Below are 17,472 nucleotides of genomic sequence, written 5' to 3' on the forward strand. Positions count from 1 at the left end.
CGGGCTACGTGGGCTCAGCCACGCCGCGCGGCTTCCAGCGCCTGCGGCGTGTCGATGTCGAGAAACGCACTGTCACCATCGACCGGCACCTCGGCGACGGCCTCGGTGTGCTTGGCGATCAGGTGCCGCGCGCCGACGTCGCCGTCCAGCGTCATCAGCTCGGCGAAGAAGCGGCGCGACCACAGCACGGGGTTGCCGCGGCGTCCTTCGGACACGGGCACCACGATCAAATTGCCGCGATCGGGCGCGAACGCGGCGATCAGACGGTCGAGCAGATCCGAGGAAACCATCGGCATGTCGCCGAGGCACACGACCGCGCCATCGACGCCCTCAGGCACCGCGGCAATGCCTGATTTCACCGAGCTGGCGAGGCCGCCGGCGAAATCGGGATTGCGGACGAAGCGGACCTTCAGGTCGGACAGCGCCTGTTCGACCAGCTCGGCCTGATGACCGGTGACGACGATGACCTCGCAGGCCCTGGAGGCCAGCGCCTGCTCGGTGACCGTCCGCACCAGCTTCTTGCCGTCGAGCTCGGCCAGCAGCTTGTTCGGTCCGCCCATCCGGGTCGAGCGTCCGGCGGCAAGCACGACCGCGGCGACCTTGCGCTCACCCTCGGCTTCCGGCTTGGCACGCGGCTGCGGCCGCGTCACGATTTCCATCAGCAGGCCGCCGACGCCCATCGCGGTCAGCTCGGCGCGGGTGACCTTGATGCCGGCGAGCAGCCGCATCAGCACCCAGTCGAAACCGTTCTCGGCCGGCGAGCGGGCGCAACCGGGCGCGCCGAGCACCGGCACACCGCCGGCATTGCCGATCAAGAGCAGATTGCCGGGATCGACCGGCATGCCGAAATGCTCGATGGCCCCGCCGATGCCGGTGATCGCGGCGGGAATGACGTCGCGGCGGTCGGCGATCGCGGACGCGCCGAACACGATGACGAGCTCGGCGCCCAGCGCCAGCAGCTCCCTGATCGCAGCCGCCAGCGCGGCCTGCTCATGCGGCACGCGGCGCTCGGCGATGATGGTGGCGCCGGCCGGTGCGAGCCGCTCTGCGGTGACGCGCAGCGTCTTGTCGATGACCTTGGGCGCGAGCCCAGGAAGAAGCGTCGAGACCACGCCGACGCGCTTGATCACATAGGAGGCGATGCTGAGCGCGCCCCTGCCCGCCGCAGCGACGGCGGCATCTCGCAGGCGGCCTTCGACGCCGAACGGGATCAGCTTGACGGTGCCGACCATCTCGCCTTCGACCACCGGCTTGAACGCCGGCAGGGTCGCAAAGGTGATGGCCTCGTCGACGCCGTTGATGCGCTCGACCGCGGTGCGGTCGATCATCAGCACGCCGGGCTGCGCCGCGAACAGATTGGCGCGCCCGGTGAATGCGCGATCGACGTGAATGCCCGTGCCGGCGACGACCTTGGCGACATCGGCGGCCGCCTCGTCCTCAGAGACGTCGCCGGCCTCGAGCCGGACGACGACGATCTCCTTGACCTCTTCCCGGGCCAGCGCCTCGACCTCCGCGGGACCGATCAGCGTGCCCTTCTTCAGCACCAATGATCCCTTGCGCAGGGTGTGCACCGTCACCCCGCCGATCGCATCGGCCGGACTGGCAGGACCGAACTTCATGCCGCCTGCTCTTTCTCCTTGGCCGGCAACCGCAACGTGGCGGTGATCTGGGCCATGATCGAGACCGCGATCTCCGACGGCGACACCGCGCCGATGGCGAGCCCGATCGGCGCATGGATGCGGGCGATGTCGGCGTCGCTGGCGCCCTGCGCCCGTAGCCGATCATGACGCTTGGCGTGCGTCTTCCGCGAGCCGAGCGCGCCGATGTAGAAGCAGTCGCGCGAGAACGCGTGCAGCAGCGCCGGATCGTCGATCTTGGGATCATGCGTCAGCGCGACGAAGGCCGTGTAGTGATCGACGTTGAGCGGCGGCAGGGCCACGTCGGGCCATTCCGCGATCAGCGGCACGTCGGGGAAGCGTTCGGGGCTGGCGAAGGCCGTGCGCGGATCGACGACGGTGACGTCATAGCCCAGCGACTTGGCGATCGGCGCCAACGCTTGGCTGATATGGACGGCGCCGATGATCACGAGCTTGGCCGTCGGGGCGTAGACGTTGAGGAACAGCCGCTTCCCGTCCACCTCGACCATGCCGCTCTTGCCCATGCGCAGATAGGTCGACAGCTCGTTGCGCAGCGGGTCAGTCGCGATGGCGGCGGCCTTGACTAGGCGCTGCGCGCCGGACGCGACGTCGGTGACGAGAATGGCCGGGCGACGCGCGGCACGCTCGGCGTTCAGTTCTGCCAGCGTTGCAAGTTGCATCGGTCAGCCCACTTTCTCGACGAACACGCGGATGGTGCCGCCGCAGGACAGCCCGACGTTCCAGGCGGTCTCGTCGGCGACGCCGAACTCCAGCATCTTGGGCTGGCCGCTGGAGATCACGTCGAGCGCCTCGGTGACGACCGCGCCCTCGACACAGCCGCCTGACACTGAACCGAGGAACGTGCCCTCGTCGTTGATCACGAGGTTGGAGCCGACCGGGCGCGGGGCCGAGCCCCAGGTCTCGACCACGGTGGCGAGCGCCACGCCGTGACCGGATTTGTGCCAGTCCTCGGCGGCCCTGAGGATGTCTTCGTCGCGATTGAGCATGGTCATCTCCCTCTCAGGCGGCGGGCTGGATCGCGCTGCGCTGATGCGGTGGCAGCGGCGACGACAGCGCCGAGATCAGCGTCTCGATCGAGGTCAAGTTATGCACCGGGCGGAATTCGTCAACGTGGGGCAGCATGGTTTTGATGCCCTGCGCCTTCGCCTCGAAGCCGGAATAGCGCAGCAGCGGGTTGAGCCAGATCAGCCGCCGGCAGGAGCGGTGCAGCCGGTCCATCTCGAAGGCGAGCTTGCTGTCGGCCTCGCGCTCCAGCCCGTCGGAGATCAAGAGCACGATGGCGCCCTGCCCGAGCACGCGCCGCGCCCACTGCTTGTTGAAGGTCTGCAGCGAGGTGGCGATCCTTGTGCCGCCGGCCCAGTCCTCGACATTCGCCGAGCAGCTCGCCAGCGCCTCGTCGGGATCGCGCTGGCGCAGCGCCCGCGTCACGTTGGTCAGCCTCGTGCCGAACAGGAACACCGAGACCCGCTTGCGCGCATCGGTGATGGCGTGGAGGAAGTGCAGGAACAGGCGGGTGTACTCGCTCATCGACCCGGAGATGTCGAGCAGCGCCACGATCGGCGCCGGCTTCTCGATCCGCCCCAGGCGATGGAAATTGATGATCTCGCCCTCGGTGCGCAGCGCCTGGCGCAGGGTCTTGCGCATGTCGATGCGGTGGCCGCGCGGATCGGTGGTGTGGCGGCGCGTCTTCAGCTCGGCCTGCGGCAGCCGCATCTTGGCGATCGCCCTGGTGACGTCGGCGATCTCCGCCGCGCTCATCTGCGCAAAGTCCTTCTTCTGCAGCACCTCGCGGTCGGACACCGAGAGCCGCAGGTCCTGCTCCTGCGCCTGCGGCTCCTCATGCATCTGCGGCTGCGACATCGCCTCCTGGACGCGGCGCGAGGCCGGCGGCGGCTTCTTCTTGGCGTGGTCCGGCAGCGGCACCGAATCGAGCATCGACTTCCATTCCTCGGCGGGACGGAAGAACAGGTCGAAGGCCTGGGCGAAGATCAGCGCGTGCTCGTGGCGCTTGACGAAGATCGATTCGAGCGTGGCGAAGACATCCGGCCGCTTGCCGATGTCGATGACCTCGAGCGCGGTCATGGCATCGATGACGGCGCCGGGCCCGACGGGCAGGCCCGCGGCGCGCAGCGCCCGCGCAAAGCCAGCGATGTTGTCGGCGATGCCGCCGGTCGGCGGCGCGAGGTGATTGATGCTGGTGGACATGGCTCCATCCCCTCGTCATTCCGGGACATGCGAAGCACGGGCCCGGAATCCATAACCACGATCGTGAGTATGGATTCCGGGCTCGCCCTCCGGGCGCCCCGGAATGACGACCGTTGTTGTTGCGCGACCCCGCCTCAAGTCTCGCTGGTCGCGTCCTTGATCACCTTCTGCAACGCATCGCCCTGCATGCGGGCGATGTCGTCCTGATACTTCAACAGCGCGCCCAGCGTGTCGCCGACGACCTCGGCGTTCAGCGAGCGCGCATCGAGCTCGGTCAATGCGGTCGCCCAGTCGAGCGTCTCGGCGACCCCCGGCGACTTGTAGAAGTCCTGGTCGCGCAGCGCCTGGACGAAGCGCACGATCTGCTGCGACAGCCGCTGCGAGATGCCGGGCAGCCGGGTCTTGACGATGGCGAGCTCGCGCTCGGCGGAGGGATAATCGACCCAGTGATACAGGCAGCGCCGCTTCAGCGCGTCATGGATCTCGCGGGTCCGGTTCGAGGTGATGATGACGATCGGCGGATGCGGCGCCTTGACGGTGCCGAACTCCGGGATCGTGACCTGGAAGTCGGAGAGGATCTCGAGCAGATAGGCCTCGAACGCCTCGTCGGCGCGGTCGAGCTCGTCAATGAGCAGAACCGGCGCGCCGGCGACATCCGGCTCCAGCGCCTGCAGCAGCGGGCGCTTGATCAGGTAGCGGTCGGCGAAGATGTCCGACGTCAATTGATCGCGGTCGACCTCGCCGCCCGCTTCCGCCAGCCGGATCGCGATCATCTGCGCCGCCGAGTTCCATTCGTAGACGGCGGAGGCGACGTCGAGACCCTCGTAGCACTGCAGCCGGATCAGCTTGCGACCGAGCGCCGCCGACAGGACCTTGGCGATCTCGGTCTTGCCGACGCCGGCCTCGCCTTCGAGGAACAGCGGCCGGCCCATGCGCAGCGACAGATAGGTCACCGTCGCCAGCGATCGCTCGGCCAGATAGCCGCGCGAGGACAACAATTCGAGCATCGCGTCGACCGATGCTGGCAGGGCCGGAGCACTCATGGGCGAGACCGCTTCCTTCTTCACGCGTCCGTCACGAAGCCGGAGCCTCGGGTTCGGCGGCTCCCTCCGACGCGGTTGAGGCCTTGGCGCCGGTATTGGCCGCATCGACCGCACGGCGCGCCAGCACGCCGATCAGATGGGCACGATATTCGGCGCTGCCGTGAATGTCGCTGTTGAGGCCTTCGGCGGAGACCGGAATGCCTTCCAGCACCTTCGGCGAGAACCGCTTCTGCAGCGCCTCCTCGAAGGCGGTGACGCGGAACACGCCGTTGCCGCCGGCGCCTGTCACGGCGACCCGCACGTCGGACGGACGGCGCGCGACGAACACGCCGACCAGCGCGTAGCGCGAGGCCTGGTTGCGGAACTTGACGTAGGCCGCCTTCTTCGCCAGCGGGAAGCTCACCTTGGTGATGATCTCGTCCGGCTCCAGCGCGGTCGTGAACAGCCCGAGGAAGAACTCCTCGGCCTTGAGCTTGCGCTTGTTGGTGACGATGGTAGCGCCGAGCGCGAGGCATGCCGCCGGATAGTCCGCGGTCGGATCGTTGTTGGCGATCGAGCCGCCGATGGTGCCGCGATGGCGCACCGCGGGATCGCCGATCAGGCTCGCCAGATGTGCGAGCGCCGGAATGGCCTCGCCGACCGTTGCCGAGTTGGCGACGTCGGCATGACGCGCCATCGCGCCGATCACCAGGTTGCGGCCCTTCACCTCGATCGTATCGAGCCCCTCGACATGGGAGAGATCGACCAGATGCGGGGGGCTTGCGAGCCGCTGCTTCATGACCGGCACCAGCGTGTGGCCGCCGGCGACCAGCTTGGCGTCTTCGTTCTTGGTGAGGAGATTGGCGGCCTGGCGCACGGTCGCCGGCCGATGATATTTGAATTCGTACATGGGGAAATGTCCTGTGCGCAGCGGGCGGACTAAGGCGAGGTCAGACGTTTAGGCGAGGTCCGATTTGGCCATCGCCTTGGCGCCGGCGGCGATCGATTGCACGATGTTCTGATAGCCGGTGCAGCGGCAGAGATTGCCCTCCAGCTCCTCGCGGATGGTCTCTTCGCTGAGCTCATGTCCCTTGCGATGGACGAGATCGACCGCGGTCATGATCATGCCGGGCGTGCAGAAGCCGCATTGCAGGCCATGGTGCTCGCGAAACGCTTCCTGCATCGGATGCAGCGGCGCGCCGTCGGCAGCGAGCCCCTCGATCGTCCTGACCTCATGACCATCGGCCATGACGGCCAAGGTCGTGCAGGACTTGACCGCCTTGCCATCCAGATGGACGACGCAGGCGCCGCATTGCGACGTGTCGCAGCCGACATGGGTGCCGGTGAGGCGCAGATTCTCGCGCAGGAACTGCACCAGCAGCGTCCGCGGATCGACGTTCGCCGTGACGGGATTACCGTTCACAATCATGGAAATCTTGGCCATTCAGGACTCTCTATTATCCGCGCCACAGCGTTGCACTGCAGCGCAGCCCAGCAAAATCAGTCGAAAACCATCATATGGGCGCTCCCGGCGGCGGGCAACCTCGCCCCCGGCCGCGCATGGGTCGGTTGCGATCAGCCTTGAACGGCCTTGGCGAAGTTGGCGAAGAACTCGTCAGCGAGTTTCTTGGCGGTGCCGTTGATCAGCCGCTGGCCGAGCTGCGCCAGCTTGCCGCCGATCTGCGCTTCGACATTGTAGGTCAGCAGCGTGCCGCCGTCCTTGTCCGCCAGCGCGACGACCGCGCCGCCCTTGGCGAATCCGGCGACACCGCCCTCGCCTTCGCCGGAGATCTTGTAGCCGTTCGGCGGATCGAGATCGCTCAAGGTCACCTTGCCCTTGAAGCGTGCGGAGACCGGTCCGACCTTCATCTTGGCGACGGCGCGGAGGCCGCCATCCTCGGTCCTCTCCAGCTCCTCGCAGCCGGGAATGCAGGTCTTGAGCACCTCCGGATCATTCAGCTTGTCCCAGACCTGCTCTCGCGAAGCGGCCAGCTGGACCTCGCCCGTCATCGTCATTGCCATGTGCATCTCCCCCCGATTGGCGCGGTTAGAGGCATTCAAGTAAAGCACCGAACGCCCAAAAGGAAGGGCGGGCAGCGCCCGGAAGCGTTGCAGAAAAGCCGGAGCACCGCAGCATTCCGGACCTCGCCGCCGTCGGGTTTTGATTGGCAGACGGCGGCGGCGGTGCTTAGTTCGCCATCAAATCTGCACGATTCCTCCGGCGGCGCGACCGCCTGCGACAAGGATTCCGCCCATGCCGATGATCGATGCCGACGGCTGTCTGTTGAATGTCACCGTCGAGGGCCGCGACGGCGGGCCGACCCTGATGCTGTCGAACTCGCTCGGCTCGACCCTGCAGATGTGGGAGCCGCAGATGCGCGCCTTCACGCAGGTGTTCCGCGTGATCCGCTATGACCGGCGCGGTCATGGCAAATCGCAAGTGCCGCCCGGGCCCTACTCGATCGAGCGATTCGGCCGCGATGCGCTGGCGATTCTCGATGACCTCAACATCGAGAAGGTGCACTGGTGCGGCGTGTCGATGGGCGGCATGGTCGGGCAGTGGCTCGCCGCCCATGCCCCTGAACGCGTCGGCAAGCTCGTGCTCGCCAACACCACCTGCTACTACCCCGATCCGGCAATCTGGGACGCCCGCATCAAGGCGGTCGAGGACAGCGGACTCGCTGGAATCGCCGACACCGTCATCGCCGGCTGGCTGACACAGGAGTTTCGCGATCACAATCCTGATGTCGCCGATCGGATGAAGGCGATGCTCGTGGCCACGCCCGTCGAGGGCTATCTTGCCTGCTGCGCGGCACTGCGCGCCTTGGATCTGCGCGAGGATCTGCCGGCCATCAAGAGCCCTACCCTCGTCGTGGCCGGCCGCTACGACAAGTCGACGCCGATCGCGATGGCGGAAGCGATCCGCAGCCGGATCGCCGGCGCCAGCATGACCATCGTCGATGCCGCGCACATCTCGAATGTCGAAGCGGCAGGCCAGTTCAACGATGCCGTGCTGGGCTTTCTGACCCAGCGCTGATGCACCGCGACGGATCGGGGCGTCATGCCTGCTGCGGCGACGGCGTCGCCGTGGACTCCATCATCTTCGGCGGAGCGGATGCGGAGGACGGCGAGGCCTGCGTCGACGGCTTCTCCACGAGCATGACGATGGCCGTGCCGAGCAGCATCAGGAGTTCCGTGGCATGCAGACGCAACGCCTGGGGCTCCCCGACTTTGGCGGCCATGATCATGCTGAAGAAGGCGAGCATGCTGCCGAAGCCGAGCCCGATCGACAGCGCCTCGACATAGCCGGCCACCTTTCGCACCCGCGGAACCAGGATCAGCACCAGGAACATCGCGAAGAAGCCTGCGACCGTCAGTCGCGCCAGCGCAAGCAGCCAGGCGGCACGGACCGTCTCGATGCCCGACAGCTGCAGATGGTCGCTGATGAACAGCGCCACCGCGATATTCGGCCGCGCGAACAACCCCTGGATCGGCGAAACCATGATCTGAAACGCGATGATGGTCCAGGCGGGCACGAAATAGAGCGCCAGCAGCACACCGTTGACGCAGCTGAGCCGCCAATTCCTGATCACGCAATCCTTGATCATGTCACGCCCACCTTTGCATCCCACAAACCGCCCGTCCGGCCGATTTCCAGACGAGCTAACGCCCGGCAAACCCGCACGGCAATTTAAACCATTTGTTTACCTTAACAGGGGGCGACGGGCGCGAGAGTCCACCGTCCAATCGCCGTGGAGACGGTGCTGATGACCTCGCCGGTCAGGCCTCGAATATCCGCGTGACAGCGGCCTTTCCGGCCATCGACGCGTCCTCGAACATCTGCATCGCATCGAACATTGCGCCCGCTCGGTCTTCACCCCCGCGATGCGGCTCCTCCGGCGAAAGACCGCCGTCGCCGACGCCTGCATCGGGGCACGATCGATGCGCCGGCAGCCCGATCGCGGCGGCAGCCGCTGATATCGTCCAGGCGCCTCGCAATTCTGTGCCGCCCCATCGGTGTTCTTGACTAGCGTCAAAGTAGCCGGACAATTAAATACTATCTTAACACGAGCACCACTGCGTTTCGCACAGCGGGATGATGATGCGGCAGGCAGCTGCCGAGCGGGAGTACCGCATGAAAGTAGCTCGGATCTTCATCGGCATCCTCCTGCTCGCCGGCGGCCTTTACATCCTGATCGGCGAGCATTTCGCGGGAACTTCAGGCGACGCGACCGTCAATGCCCGGCTGTACGTCGTGCGCGCGCCGATCGAAGGCCGCGTGACGCTGGGGGTGAGCAATATCGGCGCCAGGGTCAATGCCGGGGAACTCATGGCCGAGATCGTCGATGACCGATTCGACACCACGCGCCTGCTCAATCTCGAGCGCGAACGTGACGAGCAGAAGATCGCGCTCAAGCGGGTTCCAGCGCAGCGTTCGGCGCTCGAGCAGGCCCGGGCCGCCTTCGCGACCCAGTCGGCCAACTACAAGACCGGCCGCGTCCGGCAGATCGCGGCACGCATCGCCGAGGCAAAGGCGGCGGAAGATGCCGCGGCCGCCCGGCTGAAGCTCGCGGATCTCACCTTCACGCGGGCCAACGAGCTGAAGGAACGCGGGGTCCAGACGATCGCCAGCCTCGACCAGGCCAGCGTGTCGCTCGACATCGCCAAGCAGGATGTCGAAAGCGCGAAGCAGCGCACCAACTATTTCGAGACCGAGCTGGGCTCCGCGCAATCGGGGGTCTTCATCGGCGACTCCTACAATGACGTGCCGTTCTCGATGCAGCGCATCCACGAGCTCGACCTGCGTCTCGCCGAACTTGCCGTGGACGAGCAGCAGATCCAATCCCGCCAGCTCCAGTACGAGCAGCAGATCAACGCCGAGCGCGTCCGGATCAATCGACTGACCTCGGCGACGCTGAGGGCCCGCGTGCCGGGCATGGCTTGGGACTTCCTCGTCGACGATGGCGAGTATGCCCGTCGCGGTCAGGATCTCGTCAAGCTGGTGGACTGCAACAGTCTCGTGGTGACCGCGAGCGTTCCCGAAAGGCTCTACGACAGCCTGTCGATCGGTGTCCCGGTGCAGTTCCGTCTGTTCGGCGACGACCGGATATTCGATGGGACGGTGACACGTCTCGGCGGCTCGGGCGCCTCGCAGCTCTACGCCAATCTCGCCGTCGGCCCGACGCCGCAGCACTTGCAGCGCTTCGACGTCACCGTGGCGGTGCCAGATCTCGCCAAGCAGCCGGACCTGTCCTGCGCGATCGGGCGCACCGGCCGGGTGATCTTCACCAGCGGACCGGTCGCGGCATTCCGCCGCTTCGTCGCCCGGTACGGCTACTGATGCCGACGCTGTCACCATTTCTGTCCGCGTTCGCAGTCATTGCAGTCGTCATCGGACTGCGCCTCCTGGTGTTGCCCCTCCTGGACCCGAGGAAATGGTACTGGCGGGCCCTGCTCCTGAGCGGCTCGATCCTGCTGGCCTGGCGCTATGTCGCCTGGCGCTTCACGGAGACTCTTGCCCCGCTTGGCCTTACGCCGGATGGGATCCTCAGCTGGGGCTTCGCCATTCTCGAAGCGCTCACCGTCGTGTCGTCGTCCTTCGCCTTCCTGATCCTGACCCGGACCAAGGAGCGGACGACGGAAGCTGATCGCCATGCCGGCTGGTGGCTTCCGAGGCCGCCGCCTCGGGTCGACATCTTCATCACAACCTATAACGAGCAGCTCGAAGTCCTGGAGCGAACCATCGTCGGCGCCAAGGCCATCACTTATGCGGCATTACGCGTTTTCGTCCTCGACGACGGCAGCCGGGCCTGGCTCCAGAATTACTGCGCCGAGCACGGCATCGGCTATGTCGCCCGTACCGACAAGTCGCACGCCAAGGCCGGCAACATCAACAATGCCTTGCGGCTGCGCGCGGCGGATGCGGACCGGCCGGACTTCGTCGCCGTTCTCGACGCCGACTTCGTGCCTCATGTCGACTTCATCGAGCGGACGATGGCGCTGTTTCACGACCCGGCTGTCGGCCTCGTACAGACGCCGCAACACTTCTTCAACCCGGACCCGATCCAGCACAATCTCGGCATCGGCGCAGCCTACCCCGACGAGCAGCGCCACTTCTTCGACAACGTCGAGCCGGCGCGCGACGCCTGGGGCATCGCCATGTGCTGCGGGACCTCCTCGATATTCCGCGTCTCCGCCGTGGAGGAGATTGGCGGCGTCCCGACCGAGAGCGTCACCGAGGATTTCCTGCTCACGCTGCGCCTGTCTGCACACGGCTATCAGACCGTGTACCTGAACGAGGCGTTGTCGGAGGGATTGGCGCCGGAAGGCCTTGCGGAATACGTCGTGCAGCGCGGCCGCTGGTGCCTCGGCCTCATGCAGATCGCGCGCAACGTCTACAATCCGTTCGGCTCCCATGGTCTCGATGTCTTCCACCGGCTCAGCGTGCTCGACTCGCTGCTCTACTGGACGTCGACCTATCCGTTCCGCCTCGCCGCGCTGATCTGTCCGCTGCTTTACTGGTGGGGCGGCGTGACCGTGGTGAATGCCTCGATCGCCGACATCATCCGGTACTACGGCCCATATTATCTCTCGATCATGTACACGCTGAACTGGCTGTCCAAGGGACTGTTCATTCCGATCGTCAACGATGTCTCGCAGATCGTCGCAGCCTGGCCCGTGCTCCGTGCCGCCGCTCTCGGCCTTCTCTCCCCCGGCCCACACAAATTCTCGGTCACCGCCAAGGGCGGCGACCGCGCCAAGATCATCGTCCAATGGCCGCTGATGCGGCCCTTCCTGATCCTGATGACGCTGACGGTCGGTGGCCTGATCGTGTCGCTGACGTCCGATTTCGTGTTCAATACCACGGCGACCGCGGGAGACGGCGTCGTCATCGTGATGTTCTGGACGGTCTACAACATTCTGGTGCTGTCGGTGGCGATCGCCGTTTGCATCGATCGTCCACGCTACAACCGGCCGCAACGTCAGATCGTCGAGCCGATAACCCTGACGGTCGACGGCAAGGCGCAACGCGGCTGGATCGTCAATCTCGGTCCCGGCGGCGCGCGCGTCAGCGGTCCCGTCGGCCTTGCGACCGGCACCACCGGCACGCTCACCCTGCCCCTGATCGGCGAAATCCAGACCAAGGTCGCGGCTCCGACAAACGACGGCTACCGGCTCATATTCGGCGTAACGCCGCAGCAGCGCGCCCAGATCATCGAGCGACTACACACGGCAAGTGGAGTGCCGGGCGCCGACAGCGGCGATCTCGGCCGCATGCTGAAAGAACTCGCGCGAGCCGTGGCCGATTGAGGAGAACACGATGACCAGGCGACGGTGGAGCTTACAGACTACGGTGTTCCTCGGCGGCGCGACGCTGATCCTCGTGACGGCGCTGGCCGTGGCCATTCTCTATTCGGCGTCTCTGCAGCGGCGCGGCGAGGAACTCGCGATCGAGCAGTTGAGGACCCGCGGTGAGCTCAGCACAAACCTGCTGGCGCGACAGATGTACGGCACGTGGAGCGACGTGTCGCGGCTCGCCGCGATCATCGACCCAGCCGACGTCGCCGAGGCGCGCCGACAGATCCAGTTCGTGAGCGAGCTCGAGCCGCGCTATGCCTGGCTAGGCATCGCCGACCCCGGCGGCAAGGTGATCGCGAGCAAGGACCGGATGCTGGAAGGACGAAGCGTGGCCGACATGCGCTGGTTCCGGCAGGGTCTCGGGACGCCGACGGCTGTTGATGCCCACGAGTCGGAGGCGCTAGACCGGTTGTCGCAGACCGCTTCGGGATCGTACCGCTTCATTGCCATGTCGGCTCCGCTGATGCGCGACGGCACTCCCGGCGGCGTCATCGGGGCTCAAGTCGATTGGAAATGGGTGATCGAATCCGTCGCGGCGCTGGCGTCGCGCAACATAGACCTGGTGTTGCTGTCGCGCGAAAGTATCGTGCTGTTCGGGCCGCCGGATCTCGTCGGCAAGCAACTGACGATCGGCTCGGCGCAGGCCGCAAGCCGCGGGGCCTCGGTCGCGCTCATCGAGCGATGGCCCGACGACAAGGACTATTTCACCGTCACCATCCCCACCGTGGGCTACGCCGATCTGCCGAGCTTCGGCTGGTCCGTCCTGGTCCGGCAGGACGCCGTTGCCGCGATGGCCCCGACCCGCCAGTTGGTGCGCTCGTTCTGGTTCAATGTTGCCGGCGGCGTGTTCTCGATTCTGGTCCTGCTCAATTTCGCCGCGCAATGGGTGGCGACGCCGATGCGCCGTCTCGCCCAGGGCGCCGAGACCATGGTGAAAGATCCGTTCTCCGGCCTGCTGGCTCGGGAAACCCGGTACGACGAGGCGACGCGGCTGCGCGACGCCCTGGTCCGGCTTCAGTCGAAGCTGATGGGGAAAGTGCCTGGGCCGCCGGAAGACAGCGGTAGCGGCATATAGCGGCGCCGCAACCAGTGCGAGACCCCCCCTTTTCGGCGCTCGGTGCTGGGTTCCCTGGCGTTCGTTTGATGGCGACGGCCGGCCCCCGAGGAAGGCAGGGGAACCGCGCCATCAAAGGAGGCGGGATAAGCCCGCAATTGTGGCACTGCACGCTGTTGCGGCACCCGGTTCCTAGCTGTTAGTACTGCCGCACGCGTCGCCTTGGGCGCGGGTGCATCTCCAGGCATACCAGCACCCGCTCTGCAAGGCCCCCGCCGCGTTGCGAACCGGTATCGGCAGTCTCACCCACGGCAGTTCATGGATTATTTCGCGCAACAGCTCATCAACGGCCTCGTCCTCGGCTCGATCTACGGCCTGATCGCCATCGGCTACACCATGGTTTACGGCATCGTCGGCATGATCAATTTCGCCCATGGCGACATCTTCATGATCGGTGGCTTCATCGCGCTGATCTCCTTCCTGGTGCTGGTATCGCTGGGCCTGACTGCGGTTCCGGTGATCCTGCTGATCGTGCTGCTGGTGTCGATGGCCATCACGGCGCTCTATGGCTGGACCATCGAACGCGTCGCCTATCGCCCGCTGCGGCACTCGTTCCGCCTGGCGCCCATGCTGTCCGCCATCGGCATGTCGTTCGTGCTCACCAACTATTCGCAGGTGTCGCAGGGCGCGCGCGTCAAGCCGGTGCCGCCGATCATCACCGGCGGCTACACGCTGCACGAGGGCGCGAGCGGCTTCGTCGTCCAGCTCTCCAACATCCAGATCGTGGTGGTCATCACCACCATCGTTCTACTGGCGCTGTTCACCTGGCTGGTATCCCGCACGCGGCTCGGCCGCGACATGCGCGCCTGCGAGCAGGATCAGACCATGGCGGCACTGCTCGGCGTCGACGTCGACCGCACGATCTCGATGACCTTCGTGATCGGCGCGGCGCTCGCTGCCGTCGCCGGCATGATGTACCTGCTGTATTACGGCCTGGTCGATTTCTTCATGGGCTTCGTCGCCGGCATCAAGGCGTTCACGGCGGCGGTGCTCGGCGGCATCGGCTCGCTGCCGGGTGCGATGCTCGGCGGCCTCGCGATCGGACTGATCGAGACGTTCTGGTCGGCCTATTTTTCCGTGGAGTACAAGGACGTCGCGGCGTTCTCGATCCTGATCGTGGTGCTGATCTTCCTGCCGACCGGCCTGCTCGGCCGGCCCGAAGTCGAAAAAGTCTGAAGATGGAGTCCGCGTGAGCGCGTCCCTTCCCGCCTCGTCGAAAGGCTCCGAACCGGTTGGAGCCGCCTTCATCCTCAGGAAGGCCTTTCTCAGCGCACTGGTCGCTCTCGGCCTGTTCTCCCTGATGGTCGGCGTCCGCACCGAAGCGGGCCAGAGCGGCCAGCTCGTATACTGGACCCGCTTCGGCGACCTCGCCAGCCTGGTTGCGGCGGTGTTCGTCGGCTCGATCGTGGTCGAGCTGCTGCGGCTATGGCTCGGACCGCGCGGCGGCCTCGGCAGCTTCGTTCCGCCGGCCGTGCAGAGCGGCATGTCGGTCGCCGGCCGCTATCTCGCGCCGGCGCTGCTGATCTTCACCCTCCTGGTGCCGGTGATCTTCTACAATCAGCGTTACATCCTCGACCTCGGCATTTTGGTCCTCACCTACGTCATGCTGGGTTGGGGCCTCAACGTCGTGGTCGGTCTCGCCGGCCTGCTCGACCTCGGCTACGTCGCGTTCTACGCCGTCGGCGCCTATTCCTACGGCCTGCTCTCGACCACCTTCGGCCTGTCGTTCTGGATCTGCCTGCCGCTCGCCGGCATCCTCGCCGCATTCTGGGGCGTGCTGCTCGGCTTTCCGGTGCTGCGGCTGCGCGGTGACTACCTCGCCATCGTCACCCTGGCCTTTGGCGAGATCATCCGCCTTGTCCTCATCAACTGGCAGGACGTGACCGGCGGTCCCAACGGCGTCTCCGGGATTCCGCGACCGACGTTGTTCGGCATTCCGCTCACACCGGGCGAAGGCGGCCTTGCGTCGATGCTCGGCATCCCGTTCTCGCCGACGCATCGCATCGTCTTCCTGTTCTATCTGATCCTGGCGCTCGCGCTCTTGACCAACTGGGTCACCATCCGGCTGCGCCGGCTGCCGATCGGCCGCGCCTGGGAAGCGCTGCGCGAGGACGAGGTCGCCTGCCGCGCGCTCGGCATCAACATCACCACCACCAAGCTGACCGCATTTGCGACCGGCGCGATGTTCGGCGGCTTCGCCGGCGCCTTCTTCGCGACGCGCCAGGGCTTCATCAGCCCGGAATCCTTCACCTTCCAGGAATCGGCGCTGGTGCTCGCCATCGTCGTGCTCGGCGGCATGGGATCGCAGCTCGGCGTGGCGCTGGCGGCGCTCGCCATGATCGGCGGCTTCGAGCTGTTCAGAAGCCTCGAGGACTACCGCATGCTGGTGTTCGGTCTCGCCATGGTGCTGGTGATGATCTGGCGTCCCCGCGGCATTGTCGGCCATCGCGCGCCGACCGTATTCCTGGAAAAATCCAAGAGCATCTCTTCGGACCTCGTCAAGGAAGGCCACGGATGAGCTCCGCTCCCATTCTCGCACTCGAAAACCTCACCATGCGCTTCGGCGGCATCGTCGCCGTCAATGCGCTGTCGTTCACCGCACAACGCACGCAGATCACGGCCCTGATCGGCCCCAACGGCGCCGGCAAGACCACCGTGTTCAACTGCATCACCGGCTTCTACAAGCCGACGTCTGGCGTCATCCGCCTGACCCATGATGACGGCGCGCAGTTCGAGATGCAGAAGCTGAAGGACTTCAACATCTCCAAACAGGCCAAGGTGGCGCGGACGTTCCAGAACATCCGGCTGTTTCCGGGCATGACGGCGCTCGAGAACCTGATGGTCGCGCAGCACAACGCGCTGATGCGCGCGTCCGGCATGACGCTGCTCGGGCTGCTCGGCGTGCCCTCGTGGCGCGCGGCCGAGCAGAGCGCGATCGACAATGCGGTGTTCTGGCTGAAGCGCGTCGGTCTGATCGACCGCGCCGACGACGCGGCCGGCAATCTGGCCTATGGCGACCAGCGCCGGCTGGAGATCGCGCGTGCGATGTGCACCTCGCCGGCCCTGCTCTGCCTCGACGAACCGGCCGCCGGCCTCAACGCGCGGGAGAGTGCGGCGCTGAGCGAGTTGCTGCTGTCGATCCGGGCCGATCACGCCACGTCGATCCTGCTGATCGAGCACGACATGAGCGTCGTCATGGAAATCTCCGACCGCGTCGTCGTGATGGACTACGGCGTCAAGATCGCCGAGGGCACGCCGCGCGATATCCGCGACGACCCGAAGGTCATCGCCGCCTATCTCGGCACCGATGAGGAAGAGGCCGCAGCCGTGATGGAGGCCGAGGCGTGAGTGCGTCCCTGCTCGCGATCCGCAATCTTCGCGCGTCCTACGGCAAGATCGAAGCGCTGAAGGGCGTCGATCTCGACATCAAGCCCGGCGAGATCGTCGCGCTGATCGGCGCCAACGGCGCCGGCAAGTCGACGCTGATGATGTCGATCTTCGGCCGCCCGCGCGCGAGCTCCGGGCACATCGTCTATGACGGCAACGACATCACGCAGGTGCCGACGCATCAGATCGCGCGGCTGCGCATCGCACAGTCGCCCGAGGGACGCCGCATCTTTCCGCGCATGAGCGTGGCGGAAAACCTGCAGATGGGCGCCGATGCCGGCGAGACGACCGACGCCGAGCGGGCCGCCACGCTGGAGCGCGTCTTCGCGCTGTTTCCCCGGCTGAAGGAGCGCATGGACCAGCGCGGCGGCACGCTGTCCGGCGGCGAGCAGCAGATGCTTGCGATCGGGCGCGCGCTGATGAGCCGGCCCCGCCTGCTGCTTCTGGATGAGCCCTCGCTCGGCTTGGCGCCGCTGATCGCCCGCCAGATTTTCGACGCCATTCGGACACTCAACCGCCAGGACGGCCTCACCGTGCTGATCGTCGAGCAGAACGCCAATCATGCGCTGAAGCTCGCCCATCGCGGCTACGTACTGGTCAACGGCATGATTACGCTGTCGGGCACCGGCACCGAGCTGCTGCAGCGGCCGGAGATCCGCGCCGCCTATCTTGAGGGCGGCCGCCACTGAGGCGGGCCCTCAAAACCCGGCCAGAATGGCCTTAGTCC

The 17,472-nt window shown here is 66.2% G+C and carries 18 protein-coding genes; 8 read left to right on the plus strand and 10 right to left on the minus strand.

The annotated features are described in order from the left end of the window. Positions 1-14 precede the first annotated feature (14 nt). The 8 genes from ACQR1F_RS10365 to ACQR1F_RS10400 all read right to left on the minus strand — a co-directional run bounded on the left by ACQR1F_RS10365 (position 15) and on the right by ACQR1F_RS10400 (position 6,907). The gene (locus ACQR1F_RS10365) at positions 15-1,619 is read right to left on the minus strand and encodes an NTP transferase domain-containing protein (protein ID WP_434912965.1); all 1,605 of its coding nucleotides are present in this window, start codon (positions 1,617-1,619) and stop codon (positions 15-17) included. Next, the gene (locus tag ACQR1F_RS10370) at positions 1,616-2,317 is read right to left on the minus strand and encodes an XdhC family protein (protein WP_434912966.1); all 702 of its coding nucleotides are present in this window, start codon (positions 2,315-2,317) and stop codon (positions 1,616-1,618) included. Before ACQR1F_RS10370 ends, ACQR1F_RS10365 begins: the two co-directional genes overlap by 4 nt. 3 nt (positions 2,318-2,320) lie before the next feature. Further along, a complete protein-coding gene (locus tag ACQR1F_RS10375; RefSeq protein ID WP_315750017.1) occupies positions 2,321-2,644 on the minus strand; it encodes an XdhC family protein in 324 nt (107 codons plus the stop codon). A gap of 13 nt (positions 2,645-2,657) precedes the next feature. Next, positions 2,658-3,863, minus strand: coding sequence for a vWA domain-containing protein (locus ACQR1F_RS10380; RefSeq protein ID WP_434912967.1), 1,206 nt, complete (start codon positions 3,861-3,863; stop codon positions 2,658-2,660). Between the two features lie 134 nt (positions 3,864-3,997). Next, complete coding sequence (locus tag ACQR1F_RS10385; protein WP_316238840.1) at positions 3,998-4,906, minus strand: AAA family ATPase; 909 nt, start codon at positions 4,904-4,906, stop codon at positions 3,998-4,000. Between the two features lie 31 nt (positions 4,907-4,937). Next, positions 4,938-5,795 carry an FAD binding domain-containing protein gene (locus ACQR1F_RS10390; protein ID WP_315801135.1) on the minus strand — a complete coding sequence of 286 codons (858 nt, stop codon included), beginning with the start codon at positions 5,793-5,795 and terminating at the stop codon, positions 4,938-4,940. Positions 5,796-5,843: 48 nt separating this feature from the next. Further along, the gene (locus ACQR1F_RS10395; protein WP_006612357.1) at positions 5,844-6,329 is read right to left on the minus strand and encodes a (2Fe-2S)-binding protein; all 486 of its coding nucleotides are present in this window, start codon (positions 6,327-6,329) and stop codon (positions 5,844-5,846) included. A 131-nt stretch (positions 6,330-6,460) separates the two neighbouring features. Next, a complete protein-coding gene (locus ACQR1F_RS10400; RefSeq protein WP_315801136.1) occupies positions 6,461-6,907 on the minus strand; it encodes an SRPBCC family protein in 447 nt (148 codons plus the stop codon). A gap of 232 nt (positions 6,908-7,139) precedes the next feature. On the opposite strand from ACQR1F_RS10400, the gene pcaD reads away from it, so the two are divergent. Further along, positions 7,140-7,922, plus strand: a complete 783-nt coding sequence (gene pcaD, locus ACQR1F_RS10405; protein WP_315801137.1) for a 3-oxoadipate enol-lactonase — start codon at positions 7,140-7,142, stop codon at positions 7,920-7,922. 22 nt (positions 7,923-7,944) lie between these two features. Here pcaD and ACQR1F_RS10410 read toward each other — a convergent pair whose 3' ends face one another. Next, positions 7,945-8,493: a hypothetical protein gene (locus tag ACQR1F_RS10410; protein ID WP_315801138.1), complete on the minus strand. Its 549-nt coding sequence runs from the start codon at positions 8,491-8,493 to the stop codon at positions 7,945-7,947. Between the two features lie 172 nt (positions 8,494-8,665). Beyond that, a complete protein-coding gene (locus tag ACQR1F_RS10415) occupies positions 8,666-8,935 on the minus strand; it encodes a hypothetical protein (protein WP_434838423.1) in 270 nt (89 codons plus the stop codon). A gap of 85 nt (positions 8,936-9,020) precedes the next feature. Between ACQR1F_RS10415 and ACQR1F_RS10420 the strand changes: the two genes are divergently transcribed. From ACQR1F_RS10420 to ACQR1F_RS10450, 7 genes are all read left to right on the plus strand, one after another. Next, the gene (locus tag ACQR1F_RS10420) at positions 9,021-10,226 is read left to right on the plus strand and encodes an HlyD family secretion protein (protein ID WP_434838424.1); all 1,206 of its coding nucleotides are present in this window, start codon (positions 9,021-9,023) and stop codon (positions 10,224-10,226) included. Beyond that, complete coding sequence (locus ACQR1F_RS10425; protein WP_316176895.1) at positions 10,226-12,196, plus strand: glycosyltransferase; 1,971 nt, start codon at positions 10,226-10,228, stop codon at positions 12,194-12,196. Before ACQR1F_RS10420 ends, ACQR1F_RS10425 begins: the two co-directional genes overlap by 1 nt. Before the next feature lie 43 nt (positions 12,197-12,239). Continuing rightward, a complete protein-coding gene (locus tag ACQR1F_RS10430; RefSeq protein ID WP_315801142.1) occupies positions 12,240-13,319 on the plus strand; it encodes a hypothetical protein in 1,080 nt (359 codons plus the stop codon). A gap of 297 nt (positions 13,320-13,616) precedes the next feature. Next, a complete protein-coding gene (locus ACQR1F_RS10435; protein WP_315801143.1) occupies positions 13,617-14,534 on the plus strand; it encodes an ABC transporter permease subunit in 918 nt (305 codons plus the stop codon). A gap of 13 nt (positions 14,535-14,547) precedes the next feature. Further along, the gene (livM, locus tag ACQR1F_RS10440; RefSeq protein ID WP_316238837.1) at positions 14,548-15,876 is read left to right on the plus strand and encodes a high-affinity branched-chain amino acid ABC transporter permease LivM; all 1,329 of its coding nucleotides are present in this window, start codon (positions 14,548-14,550) and stop codon (positions 15,874-15,876) included. Continuing rightward, complete coding sequence (locus ACQR1F_RS10445; RefSeq protein WP_434912968.1) at positions 15,873-16,706, plus strand: ABC transporter ATP-binding protein; 834 nt, start codon at positions 15,873-15,875, stop codon at positions 16,704-16,706. Before livM ends, ACQR1F_RS10445 begins: the two co-directional genes overlap by 4 nt. After that, entirely contained in the window at positions 16,703-17,434 is a 732-nt protein-coding gene (locus ACQR1F_RS10450) for an ABC transporter ATP-binding protein (protein WP_315801146.1), read from the plus strand. Before ACQR1F_RS10445 ends, ACQR1F_RS10450 begins: the two co-directional genes overlap by 4 nt. Positions 17,435-17,472 lie beyond the last annotated feature (38 nt).

This window comes from Bradyrhizobium sp. HKCCYLS3013, from assembly GCF_051167615.1.
Lineage (GTDB): Bacteria > Pseudomonadota > Alphaproteobacteria > Rhizobiales > Xanthobacteraceae > Bradyrhizobium.